The following is a 26,895-nucleotide window of genomic DNA, read 5'->3' on the forward strand; positions in this document are numbered from 1 at the left end:
CGCCGTGCCCCGCCGGGCAGCTCGCCACCCCGAGCCCCGCCCGCACCCCCGCCCGCACCCACCCTCCCGTCCCCCTGCCGGGACGCCCGCACCCACCACCCACACCCGAGAGGGGCAAATCCGCCATGCCCATCAGCCGTGCCGCCGCGGCAGCCGTCCTGGCCGCCACCCTGGTCCTCACCGCCACCGCCTGCGGCGGGGGTTCCCCGTCCGGCGGAGGGGGCGACGGCACCCCCGGCACGCTCACCTACTGGGCCTCCAACCAGGGCACCAGCCTGGAGAACGACCGCCAGGTGCTGGAACCGGAGCTGAAGAGGTTCGAGCAGCAGACCGGCATCAAAGTGAAGCTGGAGGTCATCCCCTGGTCCGACCTGCTCAACCGGATCCTCGCCGCCGCCACCTCCGGCCAGGGCCCCGACGTGCTCAACATCGGCAACACCTGGTCCGCCTCCCTCCAGGCCACCGGCGCCCTGCGCCCCTTCGACCAGGCCGCCTTCGAACGGATCGGCGGCAAGGAGCGCTTCCTGCCCGCCGCCCTGGGCTCGGCCGGCGCCGCGGGCAAGGACCCGGCCGCCGTCCCGCTCTACTCGATGGCCTACGGCCTCTACTACAACAGGAAGCTCTTCGCCGAGGCCGGCATCGAACGCCCCCCGGCCACCTGGGACGAACTGGTCGCCGACGGCCGCAAGCTCACCGCGGGCGGCCGTTACGGCCTCGCCCTGGAGGGCGGCAACGTCTCCGAGAACGTCCACCACGCCTTCACCCTCGCCAAGCAGCACGGCACCGACTTCTTCGCCGCCGGCAAGCCCGCCTTCGACAGCCCGGGCGCCGTCGCCGCCGTCAAGCAGTACGTCGACCTGCTCGGCACCGAGAAGATCGTCGCCCCCGGGAACGCCGAGTACGCCAACAACCAGTCCGTGACCGACTTCGCCACCGGCAAGGCCGCCATGCTGATGTGGCAGGCCGCCGGCGCCAACCTCGCCTCGCACGGCATGAAGCCCGAGGACTACGGCGTCGCGCCCGTCCCCGCACCGGCCGGCGCCACCGGCGACCGCGCCACCACCTCCATGGTCGCCGGCATCAACCTCGCCGTCTTCCGGAACACCCGGAACACCGACGGGGCGCTCTCGTTCGTGAAGTTCATGACCGGCACCGAGGAGCAGATCCGCCTCAACAAGGCCTACGGCACGATCCCCCCGGCCAAGGACGCCCAGGCCGACCCGGCCTTCGCCACCCCCGAACTCGCCTCCCTCACCGCCGTCCTGTCCGGCAGCGCCCTGCCGCTCCCGCAGGTCGCCGACGAGAGCCAGTTCGAGACCCTGGTCGGCACCGCCGTCAAGAACCTGCTCGCCGCGGCCGCCGCCGGCAAACCCGCCACCGACGACTCCGTGAAGGCCGAACTCACCAAGGCCCAGCAGCAGATGCCGGCCAACTGAAGTGATCCGCACCCGACTCGCCCGCCTCCGCCCGCCCCGCACCGCGCTCCCCTACCTGCTGCTGCTCCCCGCCCTGCTCCTCGAACTCGCCGTCCACCTGCTCCCGATGGTCGTCGGAGCGGTGATGAGCCTCAAGCGGCTCACCCAGTTCTTCATCCGCGACTGGTCCGCCGCCCCCTGGGCCGGGCTCGCCAACTACCGCACGGCGGTGGACTTCCACGCCCCGGTCGGCCGCGCCCTGCTGCACTCGTTCTGGGTCACCTGCGCGTTCACCGTCCTCGCCGTCGGCCTCTCCTGGCTGATCGGCACGGCCGCCGCCGTGCTGACCCAGGACTCCTTCCGCGGCCGCGGCCTGCTGCGCGCCCTGTTCCTGCTGCCCTACGCGCTGCCGGTCTACGCGGCCGTCATCACCTGGTCGTTCATGTTCCAGCGCGACACCGGCCTGATCAACCACGTCCTGCACGACCAGCTCCACCTGGTCGACGACAAGCCGTTCTGGCTGATCGGCGACAACAGCTTCACCGCACTGGTCACCGTCTCGGTCTGGCGCAGCTGGCCGTTCGCCTTCCTCACCCTCACCGCCGGACTGCAGAACATCCCGCGCGAACTCTACGAGGCCGCGGCCCTGGACGGCGCCGGGACCTGGCAGCAGATCCGCCGGATCACCCTGCCCTCGCTGCGCCCGGTCAACCTGGTGCTGGTGCTGGTGCTCTTCCTCTGGACCTTCAACGACTTCAACACGCCGTACGTCCTGTTCGGCCGCTCGGCCCCGGAGGCCGCCGACCTCGTCTCCGTGCACATCTACCAGTCCTCCTTCGTCACCTGGAACTTCGGCGCGGGCTCGGCGATGTCCGTCCTGCTGCTGCTCTTCCTGCTCCTGGTGACCTCCGGCTACCTCCTGCTCACCTCGCGCCGGAAGGACGCAGCATGATCAACCCTCCCGCGTCCTTCCGCTGGACCCGCCGCATCGTCCTCGGCGCACTCGCCGTCTTCGCCCTCGTCCCCGTCCTGGTGATGCTGAGCAGCTCGCTCAAGCCGCTCCGGGACGTCCAGGGGCCGTTCCGCTGGATCCCCAGCACCGTGACCCTCCGGCCGTACCTGGACATCTGGCGGACCGTCCCGCTCGGCCGGTACCTGGTCAACTCCCTGATCGTGGCCGGCGGGGCGACGGTCTGCTCGGTGCTGGTCGCGATCCTCGCGGCGTACGCGGTCAGCCGCTACCGCTTCCGGGGGCGGCGGTTCTTCACCGTCACCGTGCTCTCCACCCAGATGTTCCCCGGCATCCTGTTCCTGCTGCCGCTCTTCCTGATCTTCGTCAACGTCGGCAACGCGACCGGCGTCGCGCTGTACGGCAGCCGCGGCGGCCTGATCCTCACCTACCTGACCTTCTCGCTGCCGTTCTCGATCTGGATGCTGGTCGGCTACTTCGACTCCATCCCCCGCGACCTCGACGAGGCCGCGCTGGTCGACGGCTGCGGACCGCTCCAGGCCCTGGTCCGGATCATCGTCCCGGCCGCGGTGCCCGGCATCGTCGCCGTCGCCGTGTACGCCTTCATGACGGCGTGGGGCGAGGTGCTGTTCGCCTCGGTCCTCACCGACGACGAGACCCGCACGCTGGCCGTCGGACTCCAGGGCTACGCCACCCTCAACGACGTCTACTGGAACCAGGTGATGGCCGCCTCGCTCGTGGTGAGCGTGCCGGTGGTGGCCGGGTTCCTGCTCCTCCAGCGGTACCTGGTCGCCGGCCTCACCGCCGGAGCGGTCAAGTGAGCGCCGCCGCCGCTCCGCGAGCCCCCCGGTTCCCGGCCGCCCCGCCCCCGGCCGCCCCGCCCCCGGACTCCCCGCTCCCGGCCGCCCGCTCCGCCGGCTCCACCCGCGTCCGATCCGCCCGCGTCCGTGCCGACGGCGCCCCCGACCCGCAGACCCCCGAAAGGCACCCCGTGACCGACCTCAGCGTGCTGAGCTCCCTGCCCGACGACTTCCTCTGGGGCGCGGCCACCGCCGCCTACCAGATCGAGGGAGCCGTGGACGCCGACGGCCGCGCCCCCTCCATCTGGGACACCTTCGCGCACACCCCCGGCCGGGTCGCGGGCGGCGACACCGGCGACACCGCCTGCGACCACTACCGCCGCTGGCCCGAGGACATCGCCCTGATGCGACGGCTCGGCCTGGACGCCTACCGGTTCTCGATCGCCTGGCCGCGCGTCGTGCCCCGAGCCGACGACCGGGTCAACCAGGCCGGCCTCGACTTCTACGACCGCCTGGTGGACGCCCTGCTCGCCGCCGGCATCCGGCCCTTCCCCACCCTCTACCACTGGGACCTCCCGCAGGCCCAGCAGGACCGCGGCGGGTGGCCCGTCCGGGAGACCGCCGAACGCTTCGCCGAGTACACGGCCGTGGTCGCGGCCCGCCTCGGCGACCGGGTCACCGACTGGGCGACCCTCAACGAGCCGCTCTGCTCCGCCTGGATCGGCCACCTCGACGGCGCCATGGCCCCGGGCCTGACCGACCTCACCGCCGCCGTCCGCGCCTCCTACCACCTGCACCTCGGCCACGGCCTGGCCGTGCAGGTGCTGCGCGAGACCGTCCGCGACGCGCGGATCGGCATCGTCAACAACCTCAGCCCGATCGAGCCCGCCACCGCCTCCGAGGCCGACCGCGCCGCCGCCGACCGCGCCGACGGCCACGTCAACCGGTGGTGGCTGGACCCGGTCCTCGGCCACGGCTACCCCGAGGACATGCGCGAGGTCTACGGCGTCGACCTCCCCGAGCGCGACGGCGACCCGGAACTGATCGGCGCCCCGCTCGACTGGCTCGGCCTCAACTACTACTTCCGCCAGATCGTCGCCGACGACCCCACCGGGCCCGCCCCGTACGCCCGCCAGCTGCCCGGCCCCAACCCCGACCGGACCGCCATGCCCTGGGAGGTGCACGCCCCCGGCCTGGAGCAGCTGCTGCTCCGGCTCACCCACGAGTACGGCGTCGAGCGGATCCACGTGACCGAGAACGGCGCCGCCTACCGCGACAGCGTCTCCGCCGACGGCACCGTCCACGACCCCGAGCGCACCGCCTACCTCGAACAGCACCTCGCCGCCTGCGCCCGCGCCGTCGCCCAGGGCGCCCCGCTGGCCGGCTACTTCGCCTGGTCGCTGCTGGACAACTTCGAGTGGGCGTACGGGTACGACAAGCGCTTCGGGCTCGTCCACGTCGACTACCCGACCCAGCGGCGCACCGTCAAGACCAGCGGCCTCCGGTACTCGGACCTGATCGCCGCCCACCGGCAGCGCTGAGACCGCACGGGCGGGCGGGCGGCGGGGCAGGCGGGCGGGTCCGTCCGGGGCACCGCCCGCCTGCCCCGCCCCCTCGTCCCCTTGTCTCGCTCGCCCCCTCGTCGCCCCGCTCCGCGTCCGGCGGCGGCCGACGAAAACCGGTGGTCCGGGCAGGCGGGCGGTACTACGCTCCGGACACCCGGCACGCGCCGGAGCCCTCCTCCCCCCCCTGCCCCGGAACCGGACCGCCCCCGATGACCGACGCCCTCCTCTCCGGACTCCTCGCCGGTTACGGCATCGCCATGCCGGTCGGCGCGATCTCCGTCCTGATCGTCACCCTCGCCTCACGCGACTCCCTCGGCCGCGGCATGGCCGCCGCCCTGGGCGTGGCCACCGCCGACGGCCTCTACGCGCTGGCCGCGGTGCTCGGCGGAGCGACGCTCGCCCGGCTGATCACCCCGGCCGCGGGCTACCTGGAGCTCCTGGCCGCCGGGGTGCTCGCCGTCCTCGCCGTCCGCGGACTGCGCGGCGTCCTCCGCGCGTACCGGCGGGAGGGGGACGCCGCGGGACCGGGCGGCGGCGGGCCCTCCGCCCCCGCCGACGGCTCGCCGTGGCGGACCTACACGGCCCTGGTCGGCCTGACCCTGCTCAACCCGCTCACCGTGGTCTACTTCGGCGCCCTGGTGGTGGGCGGGCGGACCGGCCCCGACTCCTTCGGGCACGGCCTGGCGTTCGTCCTCGCCGCCTTCGCCGCCTCGGCCAGCTGGCAGGCCCTGCTCGCCTCCGGCGGCGCCCTCCTCCGCCGTGCCCTCACGGGCCCGCGCGGCCGCCTGGCCACCGGCCTGGTCGGCCACGCCGTCGTGCTCGGCCTCGCCGCCCGCCTCGTCTGGCCCGTCTGAGCCGTGCGGCCCGCGTGAGCCGTCCGGTCCGCGTGAGCCGTCCGGTCCGCCCGCTCCGGTACCCGACCGGCCGGCCACCCGCCCCGCCTGAAGCTGCCGGTGAAGCTGCCTCTCCTCCCCGTTCCGGCTGCCATAGCCTGACGCGCGGCGCTCAAGCAGCGCCCCGGCACACACCCGACGCCGCGTCAGAAGCGCGCCACCGCGCGCCTGCTACGTCCGGAAGGATCCGAAGCCCACCCATGACCAGCATCCGCACCCGAGCGGCCGCCCTGGCCGCCATCGCCGCGATCGCGTTCGGCACCCTCACCGCAGGGTCCGCCCACGCCGCACCGCCGGCCCCGGCCGGCCCGTCGACCACCGGGACCGCCGCCGCCCCGGCCGCCGCCCCGGCCCCGCCCACCCGCATCCCGGCGAACAGCGTGCTCAACCGCAACCAGGCCTGGTACTCGCCGAACGGCAAGGTCATGCTGGCCATGCAGGGCGACGGCAACGTCGTGCTGTACCGCGACGGCAAGGCGATCTGGGTGGCCAAGGGCGCCATGCCCAACGGCAACGTCCTGGTCATGCAGGGCGACGGCAACCTCGTCGTCTACGCCGCCGACAACACGCCGCTGTGGTCGAGCGGGACGGGCGGCCGCCCGGGTGCCGAGCTGACCGTCTACAGCGAGGGCGCGATCGCGGTCGAGCTGAACGGCAAGGTCCTGTGGACCTCCGCGCCGCCCGCGCCGCTCCCGTCCTGCCCGCCGTGGGGTCCGCCCTACCCCGGCCAGGTCATCCCGCCGTGGTGCCCGACCTGGCCCTTCCCGGTCTAGGGACTCCCCACCGGCGCACGCGGGCCGCACCGGCACCGTCCGGTGCGGCCCGCCCGGCATGACCGGCACCGGAACCGATACCGGCACCGGCACCGGCACCGGCGACGTATCGACCCCGGCGACGGGCCGCGCGGTGGCCCCCCGGTGGCCGCACGGTGGCGGCGGACCGACGGACCGGCGAGGCCGTACGACGGGCCCACCCGCTGTCGCACCGTTGGGATATGGTGCCGTTCGCATGCGTCGAAACGCGGCGCGCAAAGGGGCCGGGGGGTCTGATGGAACGTCGTACTGTCCTGCGCGGACTGGTGGGTGTGCCGATCGGGGCGCTGGGGGTGGCCGCCGCCACCGGGACCGCCCGGGCGGACGACTCCACCACGGTCGATCCGTCCGCCCAGTGGGGCACGTGGGAGGGCTGGGGCACCTCGCTGGCCTGGTGGGCCAACCAGCTCGGCCCCCAGGCGGACCTGGCCGACGTACTGTTCGGCCGGAACACCGTCTCGTTCCGCGGGCAGACACTGCCCGGCCTGGGGATGAACGTGGTCCGGTACAACGCCGGCGGCTCGTCGACGAACAGCATCGGCGGCAGGACCATGCGGCCCGCGGGGCTGGACGGGTTCAAGCTCGTCGAGGGCTACCAGCTCGACTGGTTCTCGGCGGACCCGCAGTCGGCGAGCTGGAACTGGAACGCCGACGCCAACCAGCGCGACATGATGTGGCTGGCCCGGGACAGGGGCGCCGACCGGTTCGAGCTCTTCAGCAACTCGCCCATGTGGTGGATGCTGAAGAACGACGATCCGCGCGGCGCGACCGGCGACGGCTACCTCTGCAACCTGCGGGACGACAACTTCGGTCGCCACGCGGCCTACCTCGCGACGGTGGCGCGGTACGCCCACGACCACTGGGGCATCGACTTCACCTCGGTCTCCCCGGCCAACGAGCCCGGAGCCCACTGGAGCACGCCCGGGAGCCCCACGGACGGACAGGAGGGGTGCTACTACGACCGCCCCCGCCTGGCCGAGATCACCCGGCAGACCCGCGCCCAGCTGGACGCCCGGGGCCTGCACTGGATGATGGTGGCGGGCCTCGACGACTGGGGCGTCGGCACCGGCGTCTACCACTGGTCGGACAACGCCGACTTCGACGCCGCCACCCGCGCGGCCGTGGGGCGGATCAACGTCCACGGCTACGACACCGACGGCGACCGCTACGCCCTCCACCGGGCGGCGGCCGCGGACGGCAAGAACGTCTGGATGTCCGAGTACGGCGACGGCGACACCACCGGCATGCTGCTCGCCAAGAACCTCAACTACGACCTGCGCTGGCTGCACCCCACGGCCTGGGTGATCTGGCAGGTCCTCGACTGGGAGAACTTCGGGGCGATCACCCTCACCAGCGGGGTGATCGGCGCGGTCAACGCGAAGTTCTTCGTCCTCGCCCAGTACATGCGGCACATCCGCCCCGGCATGACGATCATCGACGCGGGCCACCCCGACGCCGTGGCGGCCTACGACCCCGTCGGCCACAAGCTGGTCATCGTCGCCGTGAACTACGTGGGAGAGCAGACGATCAACTTCGACCTGTCCAGGTTCGGCGTACCGGGACAGGACGGCGCCCTGGTCCACCGCTGGGCCACCGGGACGAACCCCGGCGGTGAGCGCTACCGGTACTACGCGGACACCTACGTGCACGGCAACCGGTTCTGGTCCACCTTCAACTCCCGTACCGTGCAGACCTTCGAGGTCTCCGACGTGTACCTGTAGCCCGCCCCGGCCGACGCGCCTCCCCCGCCCCGCCCGGGGCGGGGGAGGCGGCCCCGGCACGGTCAGGCCTCCTGGGCCCCCTCGGCCGGGGCCGACTCGTAGGCCGCCAGGGCCTCGGCGCGCAGGTCCTCCTCCGAGGCCCCGCGGCGCCAGTAGCCGGAGAACTCGATCCGGCGCCGGTCGACGCCGCGCTCGCCGACCAGGTGGCGGCGCAGCGCACGGACGGTCCCGGCCTCGCCCGCGAGCCAGGCGTACACCCGGTCCTCGCCGTCGACGGGGAACTCAGCGGCGCGGACCGCCCCGACCAGCAGGTCGGTGCCGACCAGCCAGCGCGTCCCGTCCGCGGCCCGGGCGGGCAGCTCCTGGACGTCCTCGGCGTGCGGGACCTGCAGGAACGCGTGCACGGTGACGTCCTCCGGGAGCCACTCCAGGATCGCGGCGGCCGCGGGCAGGGCGGTCTCGTCGGCGGCGACCAGCACGGTGCGGGTGCCGGCCGGCGGGCGGAAGCCCACGCTGCGGTTGTCCGCGACGGCCGGACCGAGCAGCAGGACGCGGTCGCCGGGCTCGGCCCGCGCGGCCCAGCGGGACGCCGGTCCGGTGTCGCCGTGCAGGGCGAAGTCGACGTCCAGTTCCGTGCCGCCGCCGGGGAGTTCGCGCTGGGAGCGCACGGTGTAGGAGCGCATGACGGCCCGTACGGACTCGTCGAGGGCGCGCCACTCGGCGAACCAGCCGGCCCCCGCCTCGACGGGGAGGACCGGGGCGTCCTGGCCGGGGTGGGGCAGGAAGAGCGAGAAGCTCTGGTCCCGCCCGCCGCTCGCGAAGCCGTCCAGTCCCGGGCCGCCGAGGGTGATCCGGGTCATGGTCGGGCCGAGCCGGCGGCTGCGGACGACCTCGGCGGCGAAGAAGCCGAACTGCTCGACGGCCGCGGCCGCGTCCGCGTCGAGGTCGGCGGTGGCGGTCGCGTCCGTCGCGGAGGCCCCGGCGGGCGCGTCCGTGGCGTCCGTCGCGGTCATCCGAGCTTCCGTGCGCTCTGGACGGCCTTGGCCAGGTTCTCCATCAGCGGGGCCGCACCCAGCCAGGAGAACCGCGGCACGGCGTCCCACGGCGTGACCTGGCCGGCCTTGACGGCGGGCAGCGCGGACCAGGAGGGCTTGGCCGCGAGGTCGGCGGGCTGGAGGGCGGTGGACCGGTTGTCGAGCAGGATCAGGTCGGCCTGGTACTTGGCGGCGTTCTCCCAGCTCAGGCCCTCGAAGTAGCCGGCCGGGTCGAGCGTGTCGGGGACCACGAACTCGACGCCCAGCTCGCGGAAGTACATCAGGTCGCTGCCGACCGCCGGGTTGGAGACGTAGAAGAGGTCGGCGCTGCCGGAGGCGGCCATCACCTTGAGGCCGCCGGCGGCCTTCGCGGCCCGGCGCAGCGTCTCGGCGGCGGCCTCGAAGCGGGCCTTGGCGTCGGTGACCTGCTTGGCGTTCAGGTCCGCGCCCAGCGAGGCGGCCAGTTCGGCGTACCGCTTGACGGGCTCGGGCAGCGGGACCCGGGCGGTGGTGATCGCGACGCTGGGGGCGAGGGCGAGGATCTTGTCCTTGCTCTCGTCCGGCACGTACCAGAGGGCGTCCGGGTCGTACATGTGGGTGACCAGGAGGTCCGGGCGCAGGGCCGCGTACTTCTCGATGCCGAACTCGCCCCAGGCGTTGCCGACGATCGTGACCCGGTCGACGTCGAGGCTGCCGGCGGCCGGGTCGGCCTTGCCGTCCGCGCCCTTGGTCTCACCGAAGACGCCGACCAGCTGGGAGTCGAGCCCGAAGTCGTGGAGGGCGGCGGCGGTGCCGGTGAAGGCGACGACCCGCTTCGGGGTGCTCTTGGCGGTGACGGCCTTCTTCCGGTCGTCGGTGAAGGACCAGGCCTTGCCGTCGGCGGCGTCCTGACCGCCCGTCCCCTTCGATCCGCCGCCGCTGCCGCAGGCGGCGAGGGCGGCGCCGAGGCCGGCGACGCCGGCGGCGGTGAGCAGGGTGCGGCGGGTGGGGCGTGGGGGACGGGCAGTGGGCATGGGAGCGCCTTCGTTCGTGGTGGTGCAGGTGAGGGGGGTCGGGGCCGCGGCGACCCGGGATCGATCTTAGGTTAGCCTAACCATTGTTTTTCGCCGCCGATCCCCCGGCGGCCCCCGTCCGCCGGCTCCCGGAGCACCACCATGCACGACGTCATCCCCCGTTCGGGGCCGCCCGAGCGGGCCGAGCCGGCCGAAGGAGCCTGGCCGCCCGCCCCGACCGGCTCCGACCTCGCCGCCACCACCGCCACCGCCACCACCACCGCGGACGCGGACGCGACGGCCCGGTGGGGCGGCCGGAACCGCGTCCGCGCCCTCGGCCTGGTCGCCGCGCTGCTCGTGCTGGCCGCCGTCCTGGTGCTCAGCATCGCGGTGGGCGCCAAGGCGCTCTCCCCCGCCGAGGTCTGGCAGGGCCTCACCGACCCCGCCTCCCCCGCCTACACGGTCGTGAACCGGATGCGGCTGCCGCGCACCCTGCTCGGGCTGCTCGCCGGCACCGCCCTCGGACTGGCCGGCGCCGTCATGCAGGCCGTCACCCGCAACCCGCTCGCCGACCCCGGGCTCCTCGGCATCAACGCGGGCGCCTCCGCGGCGATCGCCTCCGCGATCGCCTTCCTCGGCGTCGGCGGCTTCACCGGCTACGTGTGGTTCGGCCTGCTCGGCGCCGCCGTCGTCTCCGTGCTGGTGTACGCGGTCGGCGGCGGCCGGCAGGCCACCCCCGCCCGGCTCGCCCTGTCCGGCGCCGCGCTGAACGCCGCGCTCTACTCGTACGTCAGCGCCGTGATGCTGCTGGACTCCGCCTCGCTGGACCGGATGCGCTTCTGGACGGTCGGCTCGCTCGCCTCCGCCGTGCCCTCGACCGTCGCCGCCGTCACGCCGTTCGTCCTGGTCGGCCTGGTGCTCGCGCTCGCCCTGGCCCGCCCGCTCAACGCGCTGGCCATGGGCGAGGACGCCGCGCAGTCGCTGGGCGCCCGGCCCGCCCGGGTCCGCGGCACGGCCATCGTCGCGGTCACCCTGCTGTGCGGGGCGGCCACCGCCGCCTGCGGGCCGATCGTCTTCGTCGGCCTGACCGTGCCCCACCTGGTCCGCGCGCTCACCGGGCCGGACCTGCGCTGGATGCTGCCGTACTGCGCCGTCCTCGCGCCGGTGCTGCTGCTCGGCTCCGACGTGCTGGGCCGGGTGCTCGGCCGGCCCGGCGAGCTCCAGGTCGGCATCGTCACCGCCGTGCTCGGCGGCGTCTTCTTCCTGTTCTTCGTCCGTCGCGGAAAGGCGGCCCGGTCATGACCGCGACCACACCCACCGCCGGCCGCACCGGGTCCGGGTCCGGCGCGACCGGGTCCGCCGCCCCCGGACCGGCCGCCCGGGCCACCGGCGGCACCCGCTCCGTCCGCACCGCCGGCGGTATCTCGCTGCGCTACAGCCCCCGCGCGGTGGTCGCCGTCACCGCCTGCCTGCTCGTCGCCCTCGTGCTCGCCGTGGTCACGCTCGGCCGCGGCGACTACCCGCTCGGACCCGTCGAGGTGGTCCGCGCCCTCACCGGCGGCGGAGACCCGGCGGCCGACTTCGTCGTCAACGAGCTGCGGCTGCCGCGCGTGGCGACCGCGCTGCTCACCGGCGCCGCGCTCGCGCTCTCCGGTGCCGTGCTCCAGGCCCTGGTGCGGAACCCGCTGGGCAGCCCCGACATCCTCGGCCTCACCCAGGGCGCCGCCACGGGCGCGCTGCTCGTCGTGGCGGCCGGCGGCGGCAGCCTCGCCCTGGCCGGCGGCGCGGTCGCGGGCGGGGTCGGGGCGGGGCTGCTGATCTGGGCCCTCGCCTGGCGCCAGGGCGTGACCGGCCACCGCCTGGTGCTGGTCGGCATCGGCGCCGCCGCCGTACTCACCGGCGTCAACGGCTACCTGCTCACCCGGGTGAAGCTGATGGAGGCCGCCCGCGCCCTCCTCTGGCTCACCGGCAGCCTCGACGGCCGCGGCTGGGCGGACGCACTGCCGCTGCTGGCCGTCCTCGCCGTCCTGCTCCCCGTCGTGCTGCTCGGCTGCGGACCGGGCCTGCGGATGCTGGAGATGGGCGAGGACGCCGCCGTCGCGCTCGGCGTGCCGGTCGCGCGGATCCGCGTCGTCCTGCTGGCCTCCGCCGTCCTGCTCGCCTCGGTCGCGGCGGCGGCCGCCGGACCGGTCTCGTTCGTGGCGCTCACCGCCCCGCAGCTGGCCCGCCGGCTCACCCGGGCCCCCGGTCCCCACCTCCTCGCCTCGGCCGCCATGGGCTCCGCCCTGCTGGTCGCCGCCGACCTCGCCGCCCAGCACGCCTTCGGGGACCGGCAACTGCCCGTCGGCGTGGTGACCGGCGTCCTCGGCGGCGGCTACCTGGTCTGGCTCCTCGCCGCCCAGCACCGCGCCGGACGCCTCTGACCGGTCCGGTCGGCCGCGGCCGGCGGGCGCGGGAGCGCGGTAGACCGGGGGCGGCCGGCCGCGGCCCGCCGGGCCCGTCAGGCCCGTCAGGCCCTGGCGAGGTTCCTCTCGAACGCGGCCAGGTAGTTGGGCAGGTGGTGGTCCTTGACCGCGTCGGTCTCGGGGGCGAACAGGTCGGCGCCCACGCCCTTGGCCCGGTCCTTCAGCCCTGCGACGAACGGCATGCGCTCGTGGAGCCCCCCGTCCGCGTCGAAGTAGCGCACCGCCTCGACGTGCGTGAAGACCGGCTCGGGCGGGAGCTGGGGGACGATGTCGTTGTTGTTGACGAAGCGGTAGCAGCGGTCCCTGAAGGCCGCGTTGTGGGCGCCGGCGAGCAGCCGCTCACAGGTGCGGGGCTGGCCGAAGGTGTAGACGCCGGCGGGCAGCAGCCGCGGCTCCTCGAAGTACCAGCGGGCGCCGGCCAGCATGGCGAGCGCGCCGCCCAGGCTGTGGCCGGTGAACCAGACGGTCTGGCCGCCGGTGCCCAACTCCCGGATGGTGTCGCGGACCTGCGGGTAGACGGACTGCAGGGCCTGGTGGAACCCGTAGTGGACGAAGCCCTTGTTCGCCGGCCCCGGGACGGGCGGGGTGCTGACGTCGGTGAGCCAGTCGCGGATCTTCAGCACCTCGGTGCCCCGGAACCCGGCCACGATCATGCGGTCGCCGGCCATCACGTAGGCCTGGGTGTCCTCGATCGGGAACGGCATCCGGTGCGTCGACTCGAAGTGCCGCACCTCGTCGAAGCCCCAGGAGCGGGCCTCCTCCTCGATGGCGGCGCGGTCGAGCGTGGCCAGCCCGGCGGCCCGCGCCATCCAGTAGGCGTGCGGGAGGGAGTAGCCGGTCGTCGAGTGGTCCAGGGCGGGGATGGCCATCGGTGTCCTCCGGGGAGCGGGGCCGTAGCGGTTCACCGGGCAACGTAGTGCCGCACACGAACGACCGCGAACCGGCCGGGCCCGGAACCACTCGTTCGGCCCCGAAGGCGCCGCCGGAGCCTCCGGGCCGCGGACGGGCCGCTCCGGAGCTGCGGTTGCCTCCCGCCCGCGGGGCGTCGTGGCCGTGGTGCCGTCACCCGTGCGGGGTCGCCCCGCCGGGCCAGGCGCCCCGGGCCGCCAGGCCGAGGACCAGGGCGGCGATGTTCCAGGCGTCGTCCTCGCCGCTGTGGTGGCGCCCCTCCAGCGGCAGGCCGGCGATCTGCAGGGCCTGGGCCATCCCGGGGCGCTTGCGCAGCCCGTGCGCCTCGGTGAAGACCGCCTTGGCGTTGGTGTGCCGGTGGCCGAACGGGTAGGCGGTGCCGGTGGCCCGGCACTGGCGGGTGAACTGGTTCCGGTCGTAGTCGCCCCAGCTGGCCCACGGGCGGGCCCCGGCCCGGTGCTCGGCGGCCAGCAGCCGGCAGGCCGCGGCGAAGTCGAGGCCGGTGTCGACCTCGGCCTGGGTCAGCCCGGTCAGCTCCGTGCAGAAGTCGCCGACGGTGGACCGCGCGGGCCGGACCAGGATGCGGTGCCGTCCCACCCGCTCACCCGAGCTCAGGTCGACGACGGTCAGCCCGATCTCGATGATCTCGCTGACCGCCCCGGGCGGTGGTCGGCCGTCCCAGCACGTGGCCTCGACGTCCACGACGTTGAGCAGTCCCCCGGCGTCGTCCATGCCGCCGAGCGTAGGGCGGCGGCCCCCTCCGGTCACCCCGTTTTCCCGCCGGACCGGCCCGGCCCGGCGGAGGCCCCGGCCGGTGACGGGGCGGCGGCCGTCGACCGGGCCGCGGCCGGTGACGGGGCCGTGGCCGTGGCCGTGGCCTCCGCCGGTGACGGGGCTGCGGGCGGGACCGCCGGTCACCTCGCCTGGGCGAGACGGACGGCGTCGGGGCCGGCCGGGAAGCGCAGTTGGCCGGTCGTGTCGTGCACGGCCCGCCAGACCGTCTCGGCGACGTCGCTCTCCCTGGTGAACAGGTCCTGGCCCGCGAAGGCCTCCATGGCCTTCCGCGCCCAGGGCGCGTAGGGCTCGGGGACCAGGTCGTCCGGCGAGCCGCCGTGCGTCGCCCGGCCCGCGAAGTTCGTGGTCAGGCAGGCGCCCGGCTCGACCGTCACCGCCCGCACGCCGAAGGGCTCCAGTTCGAGCGCGAGGGAGGCGGTGAACCCCTCGACGGCCATCTTGCTCGCCTTGTAGACGGCCGAGAGCGGCATGTGCCCCAGCACCACGCTGGAGGTCACGTTGACCACCACGCCCGATCCGCGCTCGCGGAACAGGGGCAGGACCGCCTGTGTCACGGCCATCACGCCGAAGGTGTTGGTCTCGAAGACCTCCCGCACCCTGGCCATCGGGGTGCCCTCGAACACGCCGATCGACGGGACGCCCGCGTTGTTGACGAGGACGTCGACGGGCCCGGCGGCGGTGAGCGCGGCGTCGATGCTCCCGGGCCTGGTCACGTCGAGTCCGACGACGCGGAGCCGGTCCGAGTCGGGCAGGTCGCCCCGGTGCGGCGTCCGCATGGTGGCGATGACGTTCCACCCCCGCGCATGGAAGTGGCGGGCGGTCTCCCGCCCGTAGCCGGACGAGGTGCCGGTGATCAGTACCGTCTGCATGCTGTGCCCCCTGCGAGGTGGTGGGATCGGCGGACGGACAGACACTTTCCTGCCCTGCGGGAGAACCCGTGATCCCATTGAATCGCTCCGACCTGCACGAACAGTAGAACGATCCTCGCTCTCGCTTGCACGATCGTGTCCGGCGCCGTCGCTCAGGACAGGGCACCCGCCGGGCCCCGTGCGGCGGTCCGCAGCCGGGCCGCGTCCCTGCTCGGCGGTTCGCCGAACTGGCGGCGGTACTCGCGGCTGAACTGCGAGGGGTTGTCGTAGCCGACGCGGTGGCCCACCCCGGTGACGTCGCCCGGGTGCGTGGCGAGCAGCAGCCGTGCCTCCTGGAGCCGGATCTGCTTCTGGAACTGGATGGGGCTCATCGCGGTCACCGCCTGGAAGTTGCGGTAGAACGCGGAGACGCTCATTCCGGACAGGCGGGCCACGTCCTCGACCCGGAAGGGTTCGGCGTAGTGCTCGCGGATCCAGCGGACGGCGCGGGAGACGTGGCTGAGGCCGCTGTCGGCGAGGCCGAGCTGACGCACCGTCGCGCCCTGGCTGCCGGTGATCAGCCGCCAGAGGATCTCGTGCTTGACCAGCGGCGCCAGAACGGCGCGGTCACGCGGTTCGTCGAGCAGTCGCAGCAGCCGGAGCACCGCTTCGAGCAGGGCGGGCGGGGCGTCGCTGACGGCGATCCCCGACGGCGTCCCGGCGCCGGCCCGCGGGGCGTCCCCGGCCCCGGCCCGCAGCAGCAGTTCGGCCACGGCGGACGGCTCCAGGACGAGGCCGAAGCCGAGCGCCGGCTCCTCGGGAGCGGCCCTCGTGAACTGGCCGGTGACGGGCATGTCGACGGAGGCCACCAGGTACTGCCCGGGCCCGTACTCGTAGACCCGGTCGCCGAGGGCGAGCCGCTTGGCGCCCTGGGCGATGACGGCGAGCACCGTGCCGGACATCGCGGGTTCCGGCGGGTCCGCCCGGTCCACCCGGGAGATGAGGACGCCGTCGACGGCGGTGGTCCAGTCGGGCCGGGCGTGCCGGGCGAGCAGGGTGCGGATCTCTTCGAGAGGCATGCCCCCATTGCAGCAGCAGTCGGCGGGGAGCTCTCGGAATCGCGAGGATCGTGCAAGCGGGAGCGAGAATCGTTCTACGTCTCCGCAGGTCAGACCGGTTGAATGGAGGAACTCCGGCACACCGGCCCAGCACTGCGGAAGAGGATCACATGATCGCCGACTACGGCTTCGCCGCCACCCTGACCGCCCGGCCCGGCCTGGGCGACCGACTGGTCGACCTGCTGCTGACCGGCCTGGACGAGGACGGCCCGGGCTCCAGCGAGCACTGCGTCGTCTACCTCGTCTCGCGCTCCGCCTCCGACCCCGACGTCGTCCACGTCATCGAGGGCTGGACCAGCGAGGAGGAGCACCACCGGATCTTCGCCGACGCCGCGGCCCAGGCCATCGTGGCCCGGGTGGGCGAGCTGCTGACCGGCGAACCCCGGTACACCGACTGCGTCCCGGTCCGCGGCAGGACCGCCTTCTGACGTACCGAACCGAACCGGACCGGCGGCCCGCGCCGGTCGGCCCGCACAGCCCGACACCGTCCCGAGGAGAAATGACCATGACCACCACCGGCCCCGCCCTCGACCCCGAACTGCGCGCTCTCCTGGCCGACCTGCCGCTGACCTCCGGGCTCGACCCCGACACGCTCGCCCTGCTGCGGCGGCTCCCCCCGACACCGGTCGACTCGCTGCCCACCCGCCGGCGGGTCGAGCGGCGCGACATCACCGTGCCCGCCGGGGACGGCACCCCGATCCCGCTGTCGGTCCTCAGCCCCGCGGACCCCGGCCCCGCCGCCGCGCCCTGCGTCTACTGGATGCACGGCGGCGGGATGATCATGGGCGACCGCTTCTCGCAGATCGACATCCCGCTGGAGTGGCTCGACGAGTTCGGCGCGGTCGTGGTCTCCGTCGACTACCGGCTGGCGCCCGAGGCCACCGGCGGCACCCTCGTCGACGACTGCTACCGGGGGCTGCTCCGGATCGCCGGACACGCCGCGGAGCTGGGCATCGACCCCGACCGGATCGTCGTCGCCGGTGCGAGCGCCGGCGGCGGCCTCGCGGCCGGCACCGCCCTGCTGGCCCGCGACCTCGGCGGTCCGGCGATCGCCGCGCAGGTGCTGATCGGCCCCATGCTCGACCACCGCAACGCCAGCACCTCCAGCCTCCAGCACTCCGGGGCGCCCGGCGTCTGGACCCACGAGAAGAACGAGTTCGGCTGGCGCGCCGTCCTCGGGGAGCCGCCCCACGACGCGGTCTCCGCGTACGTCTCGCCCGCGCTGGCCGACGACCTGTCCGGCCTGCCGACCTGCTACGTCGACACCGGCTCCGCCGAGGTCTTCCGCGACGAGGCGACCGAGTACGCCACCCGCATCTGGGCGGCCGGCGGCCAGGCCGAACTCCACGTCTGGGCGGGCGGCTTCCACGGGTTCGACGCGCTGTACCCGCAGGCGCGCGTCTCGGCCTCCGCCCGTCGCACCCGGACCGACTGGCTCACCAGGGTCCTGGGCGCGGACCGGTCGTCATGCCCGCCCTCGACGGCGCTCCCGCTCCCGGCCACGCCGTGATCCGGAGCGCGACGCCGAACCGGAACCCGCCCGGCTTCGGGCCGGCGAGCAGCCGCGAGGCCCTGCCCGCCGGCCCGGGACCGGGGGTGCCGGGTGGTCAGTGGCGGTGGTGGTTGTCGGGCTGGGCGGGGTCGCCGGGGTGTTCGAGGCCGGGGACGAGGGTGAGGCGGGTGGCGCGGGCCCGGTCGAGCCAGCGGACGAAGGCGGCGCGGCGGGCGGCGTCCCGGACCGTCGCGGCGGGGTCGGGACGCGCGGGCGCGGCGGGGTCGGGACGCGCGGGCGCGGCGCCCGGGAGCCCCCGGCGGGCGGTCCGGCCGTCGGCGGTGACCCACTCGTCCGGGGCGGCCGCGCGGAGGGCCGCCGCCAGGGCGAGCGGGAGGGTGGCCGGGTCGGCCTCGCAGGTGCCGCCGTCGGGGAAGGCGAGGTGCCAGACGGCGGGAGCGGCGGCGGGCCCGGTCATGGTGCGGTAGTGGGCGACCTCCTCGGCCGTGGGGGTGACGGCGGCGGTGACGGCCTCGTAGACGGCCCGGACCGCCGCACTGCCCTCGTACGCGGCGGCGGTGACGGAGCCGAGTTCGACGGCCGCCTGCTGGTCGAGGCCGGCGGGGGCGGCCTCGCGGGGGACGGCCAGGCCGCGTTCGGCGGCGACCGTCTCGCAGAGCGCCTCCGTCAGCAGCACCTGGGCCACCCAGCGGGCCAGTTGGCGGTCCTCGCCGCTGCCGGGCAGCGGCAGGGCGGAGGCGCGCGGCCCGGCGCGGAGGGCGGCGAGGCGGCGGTCGAGGCCGGTGCGCGGGAGGGGGCGGCCGTCGAGCAGCCCGAGCACCGCGGCGTCGGCGGGCCCGGGCACAGGCCCGAGCACCGCGGCGTCGGCGGGCCCGGTCACGGCTCGACCACCACGGCGACGGTGGGGGCGTACTGGCAGCGGCCGAACCACATCACCTTGGCGAGCGCCCAGTAGGCGCCGGGGTCGGCGTCCTCGGGGGCGGCGAGGGCGAACTCCTCGACCGACTCGGCACCGGCCGCCAGGGTGAAGCCGCGGACGGGCGCGCCGACCGTCTCCCAGGTGCCCCACGGCGAGACGAGCTGCAGCTCGCCGCGGACCTCGCCGCGGGTGCGGTTGGCCAGGCGGACGCCGAGGACGGCGCGGCCGCCGGGGGCGACCCGGACGGTCCCGGCGGTGGAGTCGACGGTCAGGCCGGTGTCGCGGCCCCCGCCGGAGCCGGTGCCCTGGGCCGCGGTCCAGTCCTCGGGGGCGTCGCCGGGGACGGGCAGCAGGTCCGGCAGGTCCCCGACGGCGACCGTGACCACGTCCTCCACCTCCTGGCCGTCGTACGCGATCCGGGCGGCGGCGAAGTACAGGCCGGGCGCGGCGCCGTCCGGCGGGGTGAGGGTGACCGGGAACCGGAGGTGTCCGCCGGCCTCCAGGCGGTAGGGGCGGGCCCCGAGGCTCGCCGTCCACCCGTCCGGCGGGAGGATCCGGGCGGTTCCCTCGACGGCGGCGTCCCGCAGCTGGGAGGAGAGCACGACCGACAGTGTGACCGGCTCGCCGGCCGTTCGCAGCAGGCCGGGCGAGGCGCCGATCGAGACCGGGAGGTAGCCGAGCGGCGCCGGTCCCCGGTTGTGCAGCCAGTAGCGCGCGTGCACGGGCTGGGCCGCCTCGGCGACCGGGCCGAGGACCGGGCCGGCGGCGGGCTCCGCCACGGCGGGCCGGGCCAGCACGGTGGCGGTCCGGAAGCCCGCGAGGTCCGGCTCCGCCGGGCCGGTCGGCCGTTCCAGCAGGTCGGCGGCGTGCAGGTCGGTCAGCCCGAGGGCGCCTCCGAGCGTGACGGCCGCGCCGAGGCCGGTGGACTCGACCAGGCGGACGGCGAGCCGGTCGCCGACCGGTGCGGCGGAGCCGTGGGCGATCGGGTTGCCGGCGGGCTTGAGGGCGCCGAGCAGGACCTTGCGGGCGGGTTCGACCCGCAGCCAGGACAGGGCGGCGGGCAGCGGTCCGTCCTGGGCGGGGGCGGTCCGGGCGTACAGCGGGTGGATGAACTCCTGTCCCTGGGCGGGGAGTTCCTGGGACCGCCAGTCCCCCGGCCCGCCGGTCAGCGCGTAGTGGAACTCGTGGGTCCAGTGCTGGAGCTGGAAGGAGGCGCCGTCGGGCAGGGTCCGCCGGGGCGGGTCGATCCAGACGCCCGAGGGCCAGCCGGTGCAGGAGCGCATCAGTGAGAGGTGCAGCGCGCCGGTGGCGTCGACGGCGAAGCCGGGCAGGCCGTTGCTGAGCAACGCCACGGTGTGGTCGGCGAGTTGTTCACCGGCGTGGACGGGCCCGGGGCAGCCGGCGGTGATCCGGGCGTCGGCGAGGTCGGCGGCGAGCGCGGCGGGGTCGGTCACGACCAGGGCGGGCAGGGCCCGCAGGTCCCGCAGGTCGGCGCCGGGCCGCCAGACCTCGGCGAGCGGGGTGAGCGCGGGCACCCAGACGGCGCCGTGCTCCTTCAGTGCGGCCCCGTACGGCGCACCGGCCCGCTCGATCAGCTCCTTGGTGGCGTCGTTGTCCTCCGGTCCGCCGAGGAGGATCCGGAGGTCCGGGAGGTTGGAGTCGACGTCGAGCCAGCCGTACCGGGCCCAGTCGGCGCCGGAGGTGGTGGCGGTGACCCCGATCCGGGCCAGTGCCACGACCAGTTCCCGTGCGCCGGGGGCGGATTCGAGGTCCGGGACGACCACCTCGGCGACGCCGAACGCGCGTTCGCCGAGCACCGCGCCGGACGCCGGGTCGGTGAGCGTCGCGCGGGCCGTGGAGCCGAGGCCGAACCAGGTGTTGGCGGGGTTGTCCAGGGTCCACGGCGCCTCGGCGGAGTCGACGTCGGGCAGGGCGAAGCCGCGGCCGACGACGGCCCCGGCGACCTCGCTGACCGGCAGTCCGCCGGGCACGTCGACGGGGAAGCGGAGCCGCAGCAGCCGGTCGGCGCCCGTGTAGTCGACGACCCGGGTGCGGCAGTCCACCCGGTCCAGTCCGCGCCACAGCGTGACGGTCTGCTCGTAGCGGAGGCCGCTCCCGCCCTCGCCGGCGCCCCCGTCGACGGTGCCGCCGATGACCAGGCGCTCGCCGAGCGGGCCGGTCTCCCGGCGGACCTCGGCCGGCCGCTCGCCGGAGCCGGTCACCGGTCCCTTCGGGACGAGGTGCCAGGGGCCCTCGCCGAAGTCGGGGTGCTGCGGGTACTCCTCGTAGACGCGCAGCTCGTTGCCGATCCGGCCGCCCTGGATCAACTCCCGCCCGTGCAAAAGGTCCTGGACGGAGGACAGGCCGCCGCCGCGGGCCGGGTCGGCGGTCACCCGGTACCGGTCGTTGGCGATGGTGCACCCCCCGGCCGCGGACCAGGCGGTGCCCTCGGACGCGACGGCGGCGGGCACCAGCCGCCACGTGCGCCAGCCGAGCGCGGGCACGCCCTCGGCCAGGAACCGCAGCGTGCCGCGGTCGACGGCGCTGGGCACCTCGGTGCCGCCGTCGTCCAGCACCCGCACCGGGGCACGGTTCCCCCGGGGCAGCCGGACGGCGACCAGGTCGCTCCGGTCGAAGGAGAGGGTGTTGGTGACGACGACGGCCTCGCCCTCGCCGGTCGTGTCGATCCGCGCCGCCAGGGCCTCCAGCGCCCGGTCGCGGACATCCGCCGCCAGGTCGTACGCCTCCCGCCAGCCGCCGAGCAGGTCCAGGTAGACCTGGTCGGACTCGGAGCCGGTGATCGCGTCGTGGTGCGCGCCGTAGGCGAGTTGGCGCCAGACCTTGTCCAGCGCGGCGGACGGGTACCGCCCGAGCCCCTGCACCACGGCGAGGGTGGCGAGCTTCTCGGCGTCGACGGCGGCGACCTCGGCCGCCCGCTGGGCCTGCTTGGTGTCGATGTAGGAGACGTCCTTGCCGGTGTAGACCGGGTTCATGTCCCGGGTCTGCGGGCTGGGCCGGCGGCCGCTCCCGGCCAGTTCGGCGCGGACGGCGTCGAGGAAGTCGCGCGGGGTCGCGCAGACGAACCGCGGCCACAGGTAGCGGCCCGCCCAGGAGCGGTGGATCTCGGTGACCCACTTGTTGGGCGGGGTGTAGTCGGTGCCGACCGGCAGCAGCAGGTTCTTCGTCGCGCCGACCGGCTTGAGCTTGCGGTACAGCTCGTAGACGGCCTGTTCGGCGGTGGCGAGGTCGGCGGAGGAGTCCATCCACCAGCCGGCCGAGTAGTGGTGCGGCATGTAGTGGGTGAGCACGCCGTCGCCGGAGGGTGCGATCCACTCGAACTCGCTGGGGAACTGCATGACCCGTGCGTCGTCCTTGGCCTCGCGGAAGTTCCTCTGGATCGGGCCCCACTGGTGGAACGGGCCGCGCGCCCAGGCGCTGCCGGTGAGCCCGGCGGCGGCGAGGTGGCCGGGGAACTGCGGGTCGTGCCCGAACACGTCGAGCTGCCAGGCGGTCTGCGGATCGCCGCCGAGGACGTCGCGCTGGTAGCCGATGCCGTACACGATGTTGCGGATCGTCGTCTCGGCGCCGGTGAGGTTGGTGTTGGGCTCGTTGTAGGTGCCGCCGACGAGTTCGACCTGGCCGCGTTCCAGCAGCCGCCGCAGGGTCTCGCGGCGCTCCGGGTGCTGGTCGAAGTAGGGCTTCAGGTAGTCGACTTCGGCGAGTACGAACGTGTAGACCGGGTCCCGCAGGGCGAGCTCCAGGTGGGCGTCGACGAGGGCGAAGCCGTTGCGCTCCCAGAGCGGCCGGGTGGTGGCGTCGGCGGAGAGCAGCTCCCAGGGCGAGGTGTAGGCGGCCTGGGTGTTCCACCAGACCGGGTCGTAGTGGAAGTGCGAGACCAGGAACACGGTCCAGCCGGGTTCGGCGACCTCGACGGTGCCCTCGGCGCGCGCGCCGGAGGCCCCTGGTCCGTGGGCGGTGACGGTGACCGGCAGGCGGGCGCCGACCGCGGCTCCGGTGATCTCCAGGGGGACTTCGACCAGCCCCGTGCCGGACGTCCCGCCGTGCACGCCGGGACCGGTGACGGTGATCCGGGCGGGCGGGCCGTCGAGGGTGACCCGCAGCAGCTGGCGCGGGGCGTCCTCGGGTCCGGTGAACAGGTCCGTGCTCTCGACGGCGGTGATGGTGACCGGCACGGGGCGGGTCCTTTCCTCGTGGAGCGGAGGAGCTACGCGCCCCAGGCCTCGAACTCGTAGATGCGGGCGGCGGGGTCGGTGTTCTGGGTCGGCTTGGTGACCACCAGCCGGGCGTACCGGGCGGTCGCCGTCACCGGGTGGGTGGTGGTGCCCGCGGTGTTGCCGGTGACGGTGGCGACGGTGGTCCACGGGTCGGTGTCGGACGCGCGCACCTGGACGGTGAAGTCGCGGGTGTTGTAGCTCGCGCTCTCGCCGCCGGCCTGGGCGTGCTTGACCACGAACTTCGACAGCGCCTTGGCCGAACCCAGGTCCACCTCCAGCCACTTGCCGCCGGTGGTGGTGCACCACTTGTCGCCGTTGCCGCCGTTGACGGTGCCGTTGACGGCCTTCGCCGGGCCCTCATCGGTGTTGCACTGGCCGGAGGCGGTGGCCGGGCGGTTGAGCGCCAGGTTCCCGCCGGCCGGCGGGGTGCCGGTCCAGGGGACGGTGGTGGTGGCGGCGGTGGAGCGGCCGTACTCGGTGGAGACGGCCTCCACCTCGATCACGGTGTTCGCCTCGGTGCCGGCCCGGTCCAGCCGGTTGACGAAGTAGGCGTCGGACGGGGTGGCGCCCAGGTAGCCGCGGGTGCCGTCGGCGTTGCGCCGGTACAGCTCGTAGTGGTGCACGGCGCCGCTCGCCGAGGGCGTCCAGGAGAGCCGCAGCGACTGGCTCGCGCCGGCCACCACGTCGCTCGCGCCGAGCACGGTCAGCCCGCCCGGTGCCGCGGGTGCGTCCACCGTGCCGTCGTACACGGCGAGTTGGCCGATCCTGAGGTCGTAAGCGGGGTTGGATCCGGCGGCCTGGAAGCCGATCTGGGCGATGGTGCGGCCCGCATAGGCGGAGAGGTCGAGGGTCTTGCGCTCCCAGCCCGTCCCGGAGGTGGCGCCGAGGTCGAGGGTGGTGAACGCGGTCGGCGCGTCGGTGAAGGAGACCGCCGCCTTCAGGCCGGTGGCCCCGGCGGTCGGGGACTTGACCACGACGGACAGCTTGCTGTCGGCGGCGACCGGCAGCCTGGTCTGGTACAGCCGCAGGGTGTTGACGGCGTTCAGGTTGCCGCTGAGGCGCAGCGAGGAGCCGCCCTCGTAGGCGTCGGTGAAGTCGACCGACGGGGTGAGCTCGGCGCCGGTCGAGGAGAGCAGCCAGTGGTAGGTGGGCGGGACGTCCTGGAGCGAGAGGTTGTTCCAGCCGCCGGTGGCGACCCGGGCGCCGGCCGCGTTGTAGAAGTCCCCCTCGCCGGAGGAGAAGTTGGTGACGAAGGGCTTGGCGGTGACCGGTGTCGACTCGGCGACGTAGCTCGCGAGGCCCTTCCAGCTCGACGAGGTCGAGGTGTCGGAGGGGTCGTTGTTGGCGCCCACCCAGTACCGGGCGTCCTTGGCCAGGTAGTCGGCGCGGCCGGTGGCGGACTTCCAGGTCCACTCGGGCCGGTAGAGGCCGAGCGAGGTGGTGTGCGGGGCGTTGGCGGGGAAGAGGCTGTTCCAGTCGACGCCCGTGTTGTAGCCGTTGGCCTCGGTGTCGATGCCGGAGTAGAGCTCGTACTCGCTGCGGCCGAGGCCGCGGGCCAGGGTCCGGGAGGAGTTCAGGCCGCCGGAGGACCAGTTGAAGTTGAGGAACATCGAGTCGGAGGTGCGCTTGGCGCCCTCCTGGAGGAACGCGTCGTTGGCGGAGGTCAGCGCGTTCTGCCAACTGACCGGTCCGGACTCGGTCATGGCGTCGTACCACATGAAGTCGGTGCCGCTCTGCGCCTTGGTGTACTGCATGAGGCTGCGGACCTCGCCGGCGAGCGCCGAATCGCCGCCGCCGGTCTCCTGGTTGATGAACCAGCCGTCGAAGCCGTAGTACTGGGCCGCCTGCACCAGCTTGTCGGCGACGGGGTAGCGGGAGCCGGACTTCTGGACGAAGTCGCGGACCCACTGGAGCTGTCCGCCGTACGCGGCGGGCGGGAAGAAGACGGTGCCGTAGACCTTGACGCCGTTGCGGTGGGCGGCGTCGATGACGGTCGGGTTGGGGGCGAGGATCAGGCCCTCGCCGGCCGAGCCGCCCCAGAAGACCAGCTTGTCGACGTACTGCCAGTAGCCGAAGGCGTAGTAGTTGGGGTCGGCGGAGCCCTGGGAGGGGTTGTCGGAGGTCGGGCCGAAGGAGACCAGGGAGGCGATCTTCCCTTCGCCCGCACGGGCGTTGGGGTTGGCCTTCAGTGCCGGGTCGCTGGTGCGCGGCTGGAGCGGGACGCGCGAGCGGTTGAACCGGGCGTCGGGGTCGGTGGCCGGGTCCCAGTTCAGGATGCTGTTCGGGTACCAGTAGGAGGCGTAGGGCTGGGTGCCGGCGGCGGCGCTCGCCGCGGCGGGGGCCGCCGGGGAGGGTGCGGCGGGGGTCGGGGCGGCCTGGGCGGCGGTGGGTGCGGTGCCCAGGAGGGCGGCTCCGAGGGCGGCGCTCAGCAGCAGGGGTATCCGTCGAGACATGCGGTGGCTCCGATCGAGCGGAGGAGGGTGGGGGCGGACCGCCCGGAGTGCGACGGGTCCGGGGTGCATGTGTGCGTGGTGGTACCGGTGGTGCCGGTGGTTCCTGGGGCCGGACGGTGCGGCGCGCTGGGGGCGGCGTGGAACGGGCGCGCGGTTCCAGGTGCGTACGGACCGGCGGGGTGACCGCGGGCGGCTCGGGGAGGCCCGCCCACGGTGGCGCGCCGAGCGGGGGTCGCTCGGCGCAGCGAGGCTAAACCGGTTCAGGGGCGCTGTCAACGGTGCCCGCGGAGACCGCTCCGGGGGGTGAGACGGCCCCCGGCGCCGGACCGTCCCCCGCCGGCACGGCGGCCGTCCCGGCGGCTCCGGCCCCCGCCGGACCGTCCGCCGCGGGCGGCGAGGTGGACTCGCGGACGGTCAGCCGCGGGGTCGGCATCTGGAGGTCCCGGCCGGGCCCGGCGTCGTCGATCACCGCGAGCAGGCTGCGCGCGACCTGCTCGCCGAGCGCGAAGGTGTCCCGGCTGAGCGCGGTGAGCGGCGGGTGCACGATCCGGGCGAGCACCGAGTCGTCGAAGGAGACGATGGACAGCTCGCCGGGCACCGCGACGCCCATCTCCCCGGCCACTCCGAGGCCGGCCACCGCCATCACGTCGCTGTCGTAGACGATCGCGGTGGGGCGTCTGGGCCGGGAGAGCAGGGTGCGGGTGGCGGCGGCGCCCTCGGCGTCGCTGAAGTCGGTCGGGACGGACACCGCCTCCTCCAGGCCGAGCCGCCGGGAGGCGTCCCGCAGGGCGCGGATCCGCCGCTGGGTGTGCTGGAAGTGGGGCAGCCCGGCCAGGTGGGCGATCCGCCGGTGCCCGATGGCGGCCAGGTAGTCGACGATGGAGAGCATCGCCTCGCGGTCGTCGGCCCAGATCCGCAGCGGGCCGGCGCCCTTGCCGGGGCCGCCCAGGACGACGGCGGGCAGGCCGAGTTCCTCCAGCACCGCCAGCCGCGGGTCGCGCAGCTGGAGGTCGACCACGATGAAGCCGTCGACGCGGTGCTCGGAGGTCCAGCGCCGGTAGACCTCGATCTCGGCCGCGGTGTCCTCGACGACCATCAGGTGGAGGGCGACGGAGCGGGCGGAGAGCACGGCCTGGAGGCCGGAGAGCAGCTGGCTGAAGAACGGCTCGACGCCGATGGTCCGGGCCGGGCGGGCGATCACCAGCCCCACCGCGTCGGCCCTGGCACCGCCGAGGGCGCGGGCGGCGCTGTGCGGCCGCCAGTTCATCTCCTCGGCGACCCGGAGGATCCGGGCCCTGGTCGCCTCGCTCACCCCGGGGCGCCCGTTGAGCGCGAAGGACACCGCGCCCTTGGAGACACCGGCCTGTCGGGCGATGTCGGCGATCGTCGGTCTGCCCACGGGTTCCGACTCCTCTCTTGACATCCAAGTTTAGGCGGG

General features: G+C 74.7%; 21 protein-coding genes. 11 read left to right on the forward strand and 10 right to left on the reverse strand.

What is annotated here, in order from left to right; translation table 11 throughout:
* The first annotated feature begins 125 nt into the window (after positions 1-125).
* The 7 genes from OG550_RS04250 to OG550_RS04280 all read left to right on the forward strand — a co-directional run bounded on the left by OG550_RS04250 (position 126) and on the right by OG550_RS04280 (position 8,176).
* Positions 126-1,436: an ABC transporter substrate-binding protein gene (locus OG550_RS04250; RefSeq protein WP_327674649.1), complete on the forward strand. Its 1,311-nt coding sequence runs from the start codon at positions 126-128 to the stop codon at positions 1,434-1,436.
* A gap of 1 nt (position 1,437) precedes the next feature.
* Positions 1,438-2,367, forward strand: a complete 930-nt coding sequence (locus OG550_RS04255; protein WP_327674651.1) for a carbohydrate ABC transporter permease — start codon at positions 1,438-1,440, stop codon at positions 2,365-2,367.
* Positions 2,364-3,206: a carbohydrate ABC transporter permease gene (locus OG550_RS04260; RefSeq protein WP_327674653.1), complete on the forward strand. Its 843-nt coding sequence runs from the start codon at positions 2,364-2,366 to the stop codon at positions 3,204-3,206. The genes OG550_RS04255 and OG550_RS04260 overlap by 4 nt, the downstream gene beginning before the upstream one ends.
* A gap of 170 nt (positions 3,207-3,376) precedes the next feature.
* Positions 3,377-4,726 carry a GH1 family beta-glucosidase gene (locus OG550_RS04265; protein ID WP_327674655.1) on the forward strand — a complete coding sequence of 450 codons (1,350 nt, stop codon included), beginning with the start codon at positions 3,377-3,379 and terminating at the stop codon, positions 4,724-4,726.
* A gap of 233 nt (positions 4,727-4,959) precedes the next feature.
* A complete protein-coding gene (locus tag OG550_RS04270; RefSeq protein ID WP_327674657.1) occupies positions 4,960-5,604 on the forward strand; it encodes a LysE family transporter in 645 nt (214 codons plus the stop codon).
* 239 nt (positions 5,605-5,843) lie between these two features.
* Positions 5,844-6,416 carry a hypothetical protein gene (locus OG550_RS04275; RefSeq protein ID WP_327674659.1) on the forward strand — a complete coding sequence of 191 codons (573 nt, stop codon included), beginning with the start codon at positions 5,844-5,846 and terminating at the stop codon, positions 6,414-6,416.
* 275 nt (positions 6,417-6,691) lie between these two features.
* The gene (locus tag OG550_RS04280; RefSeq protein WP_327674662.1) at positions 6,692-8,176 is read left to right on the forward strand and encodes a glycoside hydrolase; all 1,485 of its coding nucleotides are present in this window, start codon (positions 6,692-6,694) and stop codon (positions 8,174-8,176) included.
* Between the two features lie 62 nt (positions 8,177-8,238).
* Here the strand turns inward: OG550_RS04280 and OG550_RS04285 are convergent, their stop codons facing one another.
* Both OG550_RS04285 and OG550_RS04290 read right to left on the reverse strand, forming a co-directional pair.
* Positions 8,239-9,189: a siderophore-interacting protein gene (locus OG550_RS04285; protein WP_327674664.1), complete on the reverse strand. Its 951-nt coding sequence runs from the start codon at positions 9,187-9,189 to the stop codon at positions 8,239-8,241.
* On the reverse strand, positions 9,186-10,223 hold the full coding sequence (locus tag OG550_RS04290; RefSeq protein ID WP_327674666.1) for an ABC transporter substrate-binding protein: 1,038 nt from the start codon (positions 10,221-10,223) through the stop codon (positions 9,186-9,188). Before OG550_RS04290 ends, OG550_RS04285 begins: the two co-directional genes overlap by 4 nt.
* 141 nt (positions 10,224-10,364) lie before the next feature.
* Between OG550_RS04290 and OG550_RS04295 the strand changes: the two genes are divergently transcribed.
* Both OG550_RS04295 and OG550_RS04300 read left to right on the forward strand, forming a co-directional pair.
* Entirely contained in the window at positions 10,365-11,504 is a 1,140-nt protein-coding gene (locus OG550_RS04295) for a FecCD family ABC transporter permease (RefSeq protein WP_327674668.1), read from the forward strand.
* On the forward strand, positions 11,501-12,625 hold the full coding sequence (locus tag OG550_RS04300) for a FecCD family ABC transporter permease (RefSeq protein WP_327674670.1): 1,125 nt from the start codon (positions 11,501-11,503) through the stop codon (positions 12,623-12,625). The genes OG550_RS04295 and OG550_RS04300 overlap by 4 nt, the downstream gene beginning before the upstream one ends.
* An 86-nt stretch (positions 12,626-12,711) precedes the next feature.
* On the opposite strand, the gene OG550_RS04305 is transcribed toward OG550_RS04300, so the two are convergent.
* The 4 genes from OG550_RS04305 to OG550_RS04320 all read right to left on the reverse strand — a co-directional run bounded on the left by OG550_RS04305 (position 12,712) and on the right by OG550_RS04320 (position 16,298).
* On the reverse strand, positions 12,712-13,536 hold the full coding sequence (locus OG550_RS04305) for a lipase family protein (protein ID WP_327674672.1): 825 nt from the start codon (positions 13,534-13,536) through the stop codon (positions 12,712-12,714).
* A 193-nt stretch (positions 13,537-13,729) separates the two neighbouring features.
* A complete protein-coding gene (locus OG550_RS04310) occupies positions 13,730-14,308 on the reverse strand; it encodes a 3'-5' exonuclease (protein ID WP_327674674.1) in 579 nt (192 codons plus the stop codon).
* 182 nt (positions 14,309-14,490) lie between these two features.
* Positions 14,491-15,240: an SDR family oxidoreductase gene (locus tag OG550_RS04315; protein ID WP_327674676.1), complete on the reverse strand. Its 750-nt coding sequence runs from the start codon at positions 15,238-15,240 to the stop codon at positions 14,491-14,493.
* A gap of 152 nt (positions 15,241-15,392) precedes the next feature.
* Positions 15,393-16,298: an AraC family transcriptional regulator gene (locus OG550_RS04320; protein ID WP_327674679.1), complete on the reverse strand. Its 906-nt coding sequence runs from the start codon at positions 16,296-16,298 to the stop codon at positions 15,393-15,395.
* Positions 16,299-16,447: 149 nt separating this feature from the next.
* Here OG550_RS04320 and OG550_RS04325 point away from each other — a divergent pair, with 149 nt between their 5' ends.
* A complete protein-coding gene (locus OG550_RS04325) occupies positions 16,448-16,765 on the forward strand; it encodes a putative quinol monooxygenase (RefSeq protein ID WP_327674681.1) in 318 nt (105 codons plus the stop codon).
* 77 nt (positions 16,766-16,842) lie between these two features.
* Positions 16,843-17,847: an alpha/beta hydrolase gene (locus OG550_RS04330; RefSeq protein WP_327674684.1), complete on the forward strand. Its 1,005-nt coding sequence runs from the start codon at positions 16,843-16,845 to the stop codon at positions 17,845-17,847.
* A gap of 97 nt (positions 17,848-17,944) precedes the next feature.
* On the opposite strand, the gene OG550_RS04335 is transcribed toward OG550_RS04330, so the two are convergent.
* From OG550_RS04335 to OG550_RS04350, 4 genes are all read right to left on the reverse strand, one after another.
* Entirely contained in the window at positions 17,945-18,730 is a 786-nt protein-coding gene (locus tag OG550_RS04335; RefSeq protein ID WP_327674686.1) for a DUF7158 domain-containing protein, read from the reverse strand.
* The gene (locus OG550_RS04340) at positions 18,727-22,962 is read right to left on the reverse strand and encodes an NEW3 domain-containing protein (RefSeq protein ID WP_327674688.1); all 4,236 of its coding nucleotides are present in this window, start codon (positions 22,960-22,962) and stop codon (positions 18,727-18,729) included. Before OG550_RS04340 ends, OG550_RS04335 begins: the two co-directional genes overlap by 4 nt.
* A 32-nt stretch (positions 22,963-22,994) precedes the next feature.
* A complete protein-coding gene (locus tag OG550_RS04345) occupies positions 22,995-25,457 on the reverse strand; it encodes an endo-beta-N-acetylglucosaminidase (protein WP_327674691.1) in 2,463 nt (820 codons plus the stop codon).
* Positions 25,458-25,707: 250 nt separating this feature from the next.
* Positions 25,708-26,856: a LacI family DNA-binding transcriptional regulator gene (locus tag OG550_RS04350; protein WP_327674693.1), complete on the reverse strand. Its 1,149-nt coding sequence runs from the start codon at positions 26,854-26,856 to the stop codon at positions 25,708-25,710.
* Between the last annotated feature and the right edge of the window lie 39 nt (positions 26,857-26,895).

Origin of the sequence: Kitasatospora sp. NBC_00458, from assembly GCF_036013975.1 — a bacterium.
In the GTDB taxonomy this organism is placed as follows: domain Bacteria; phylum Actinomycetota; class Actinomycetes; order Streptomycetales; family Streptomycetaceae; genus Kitasatospora.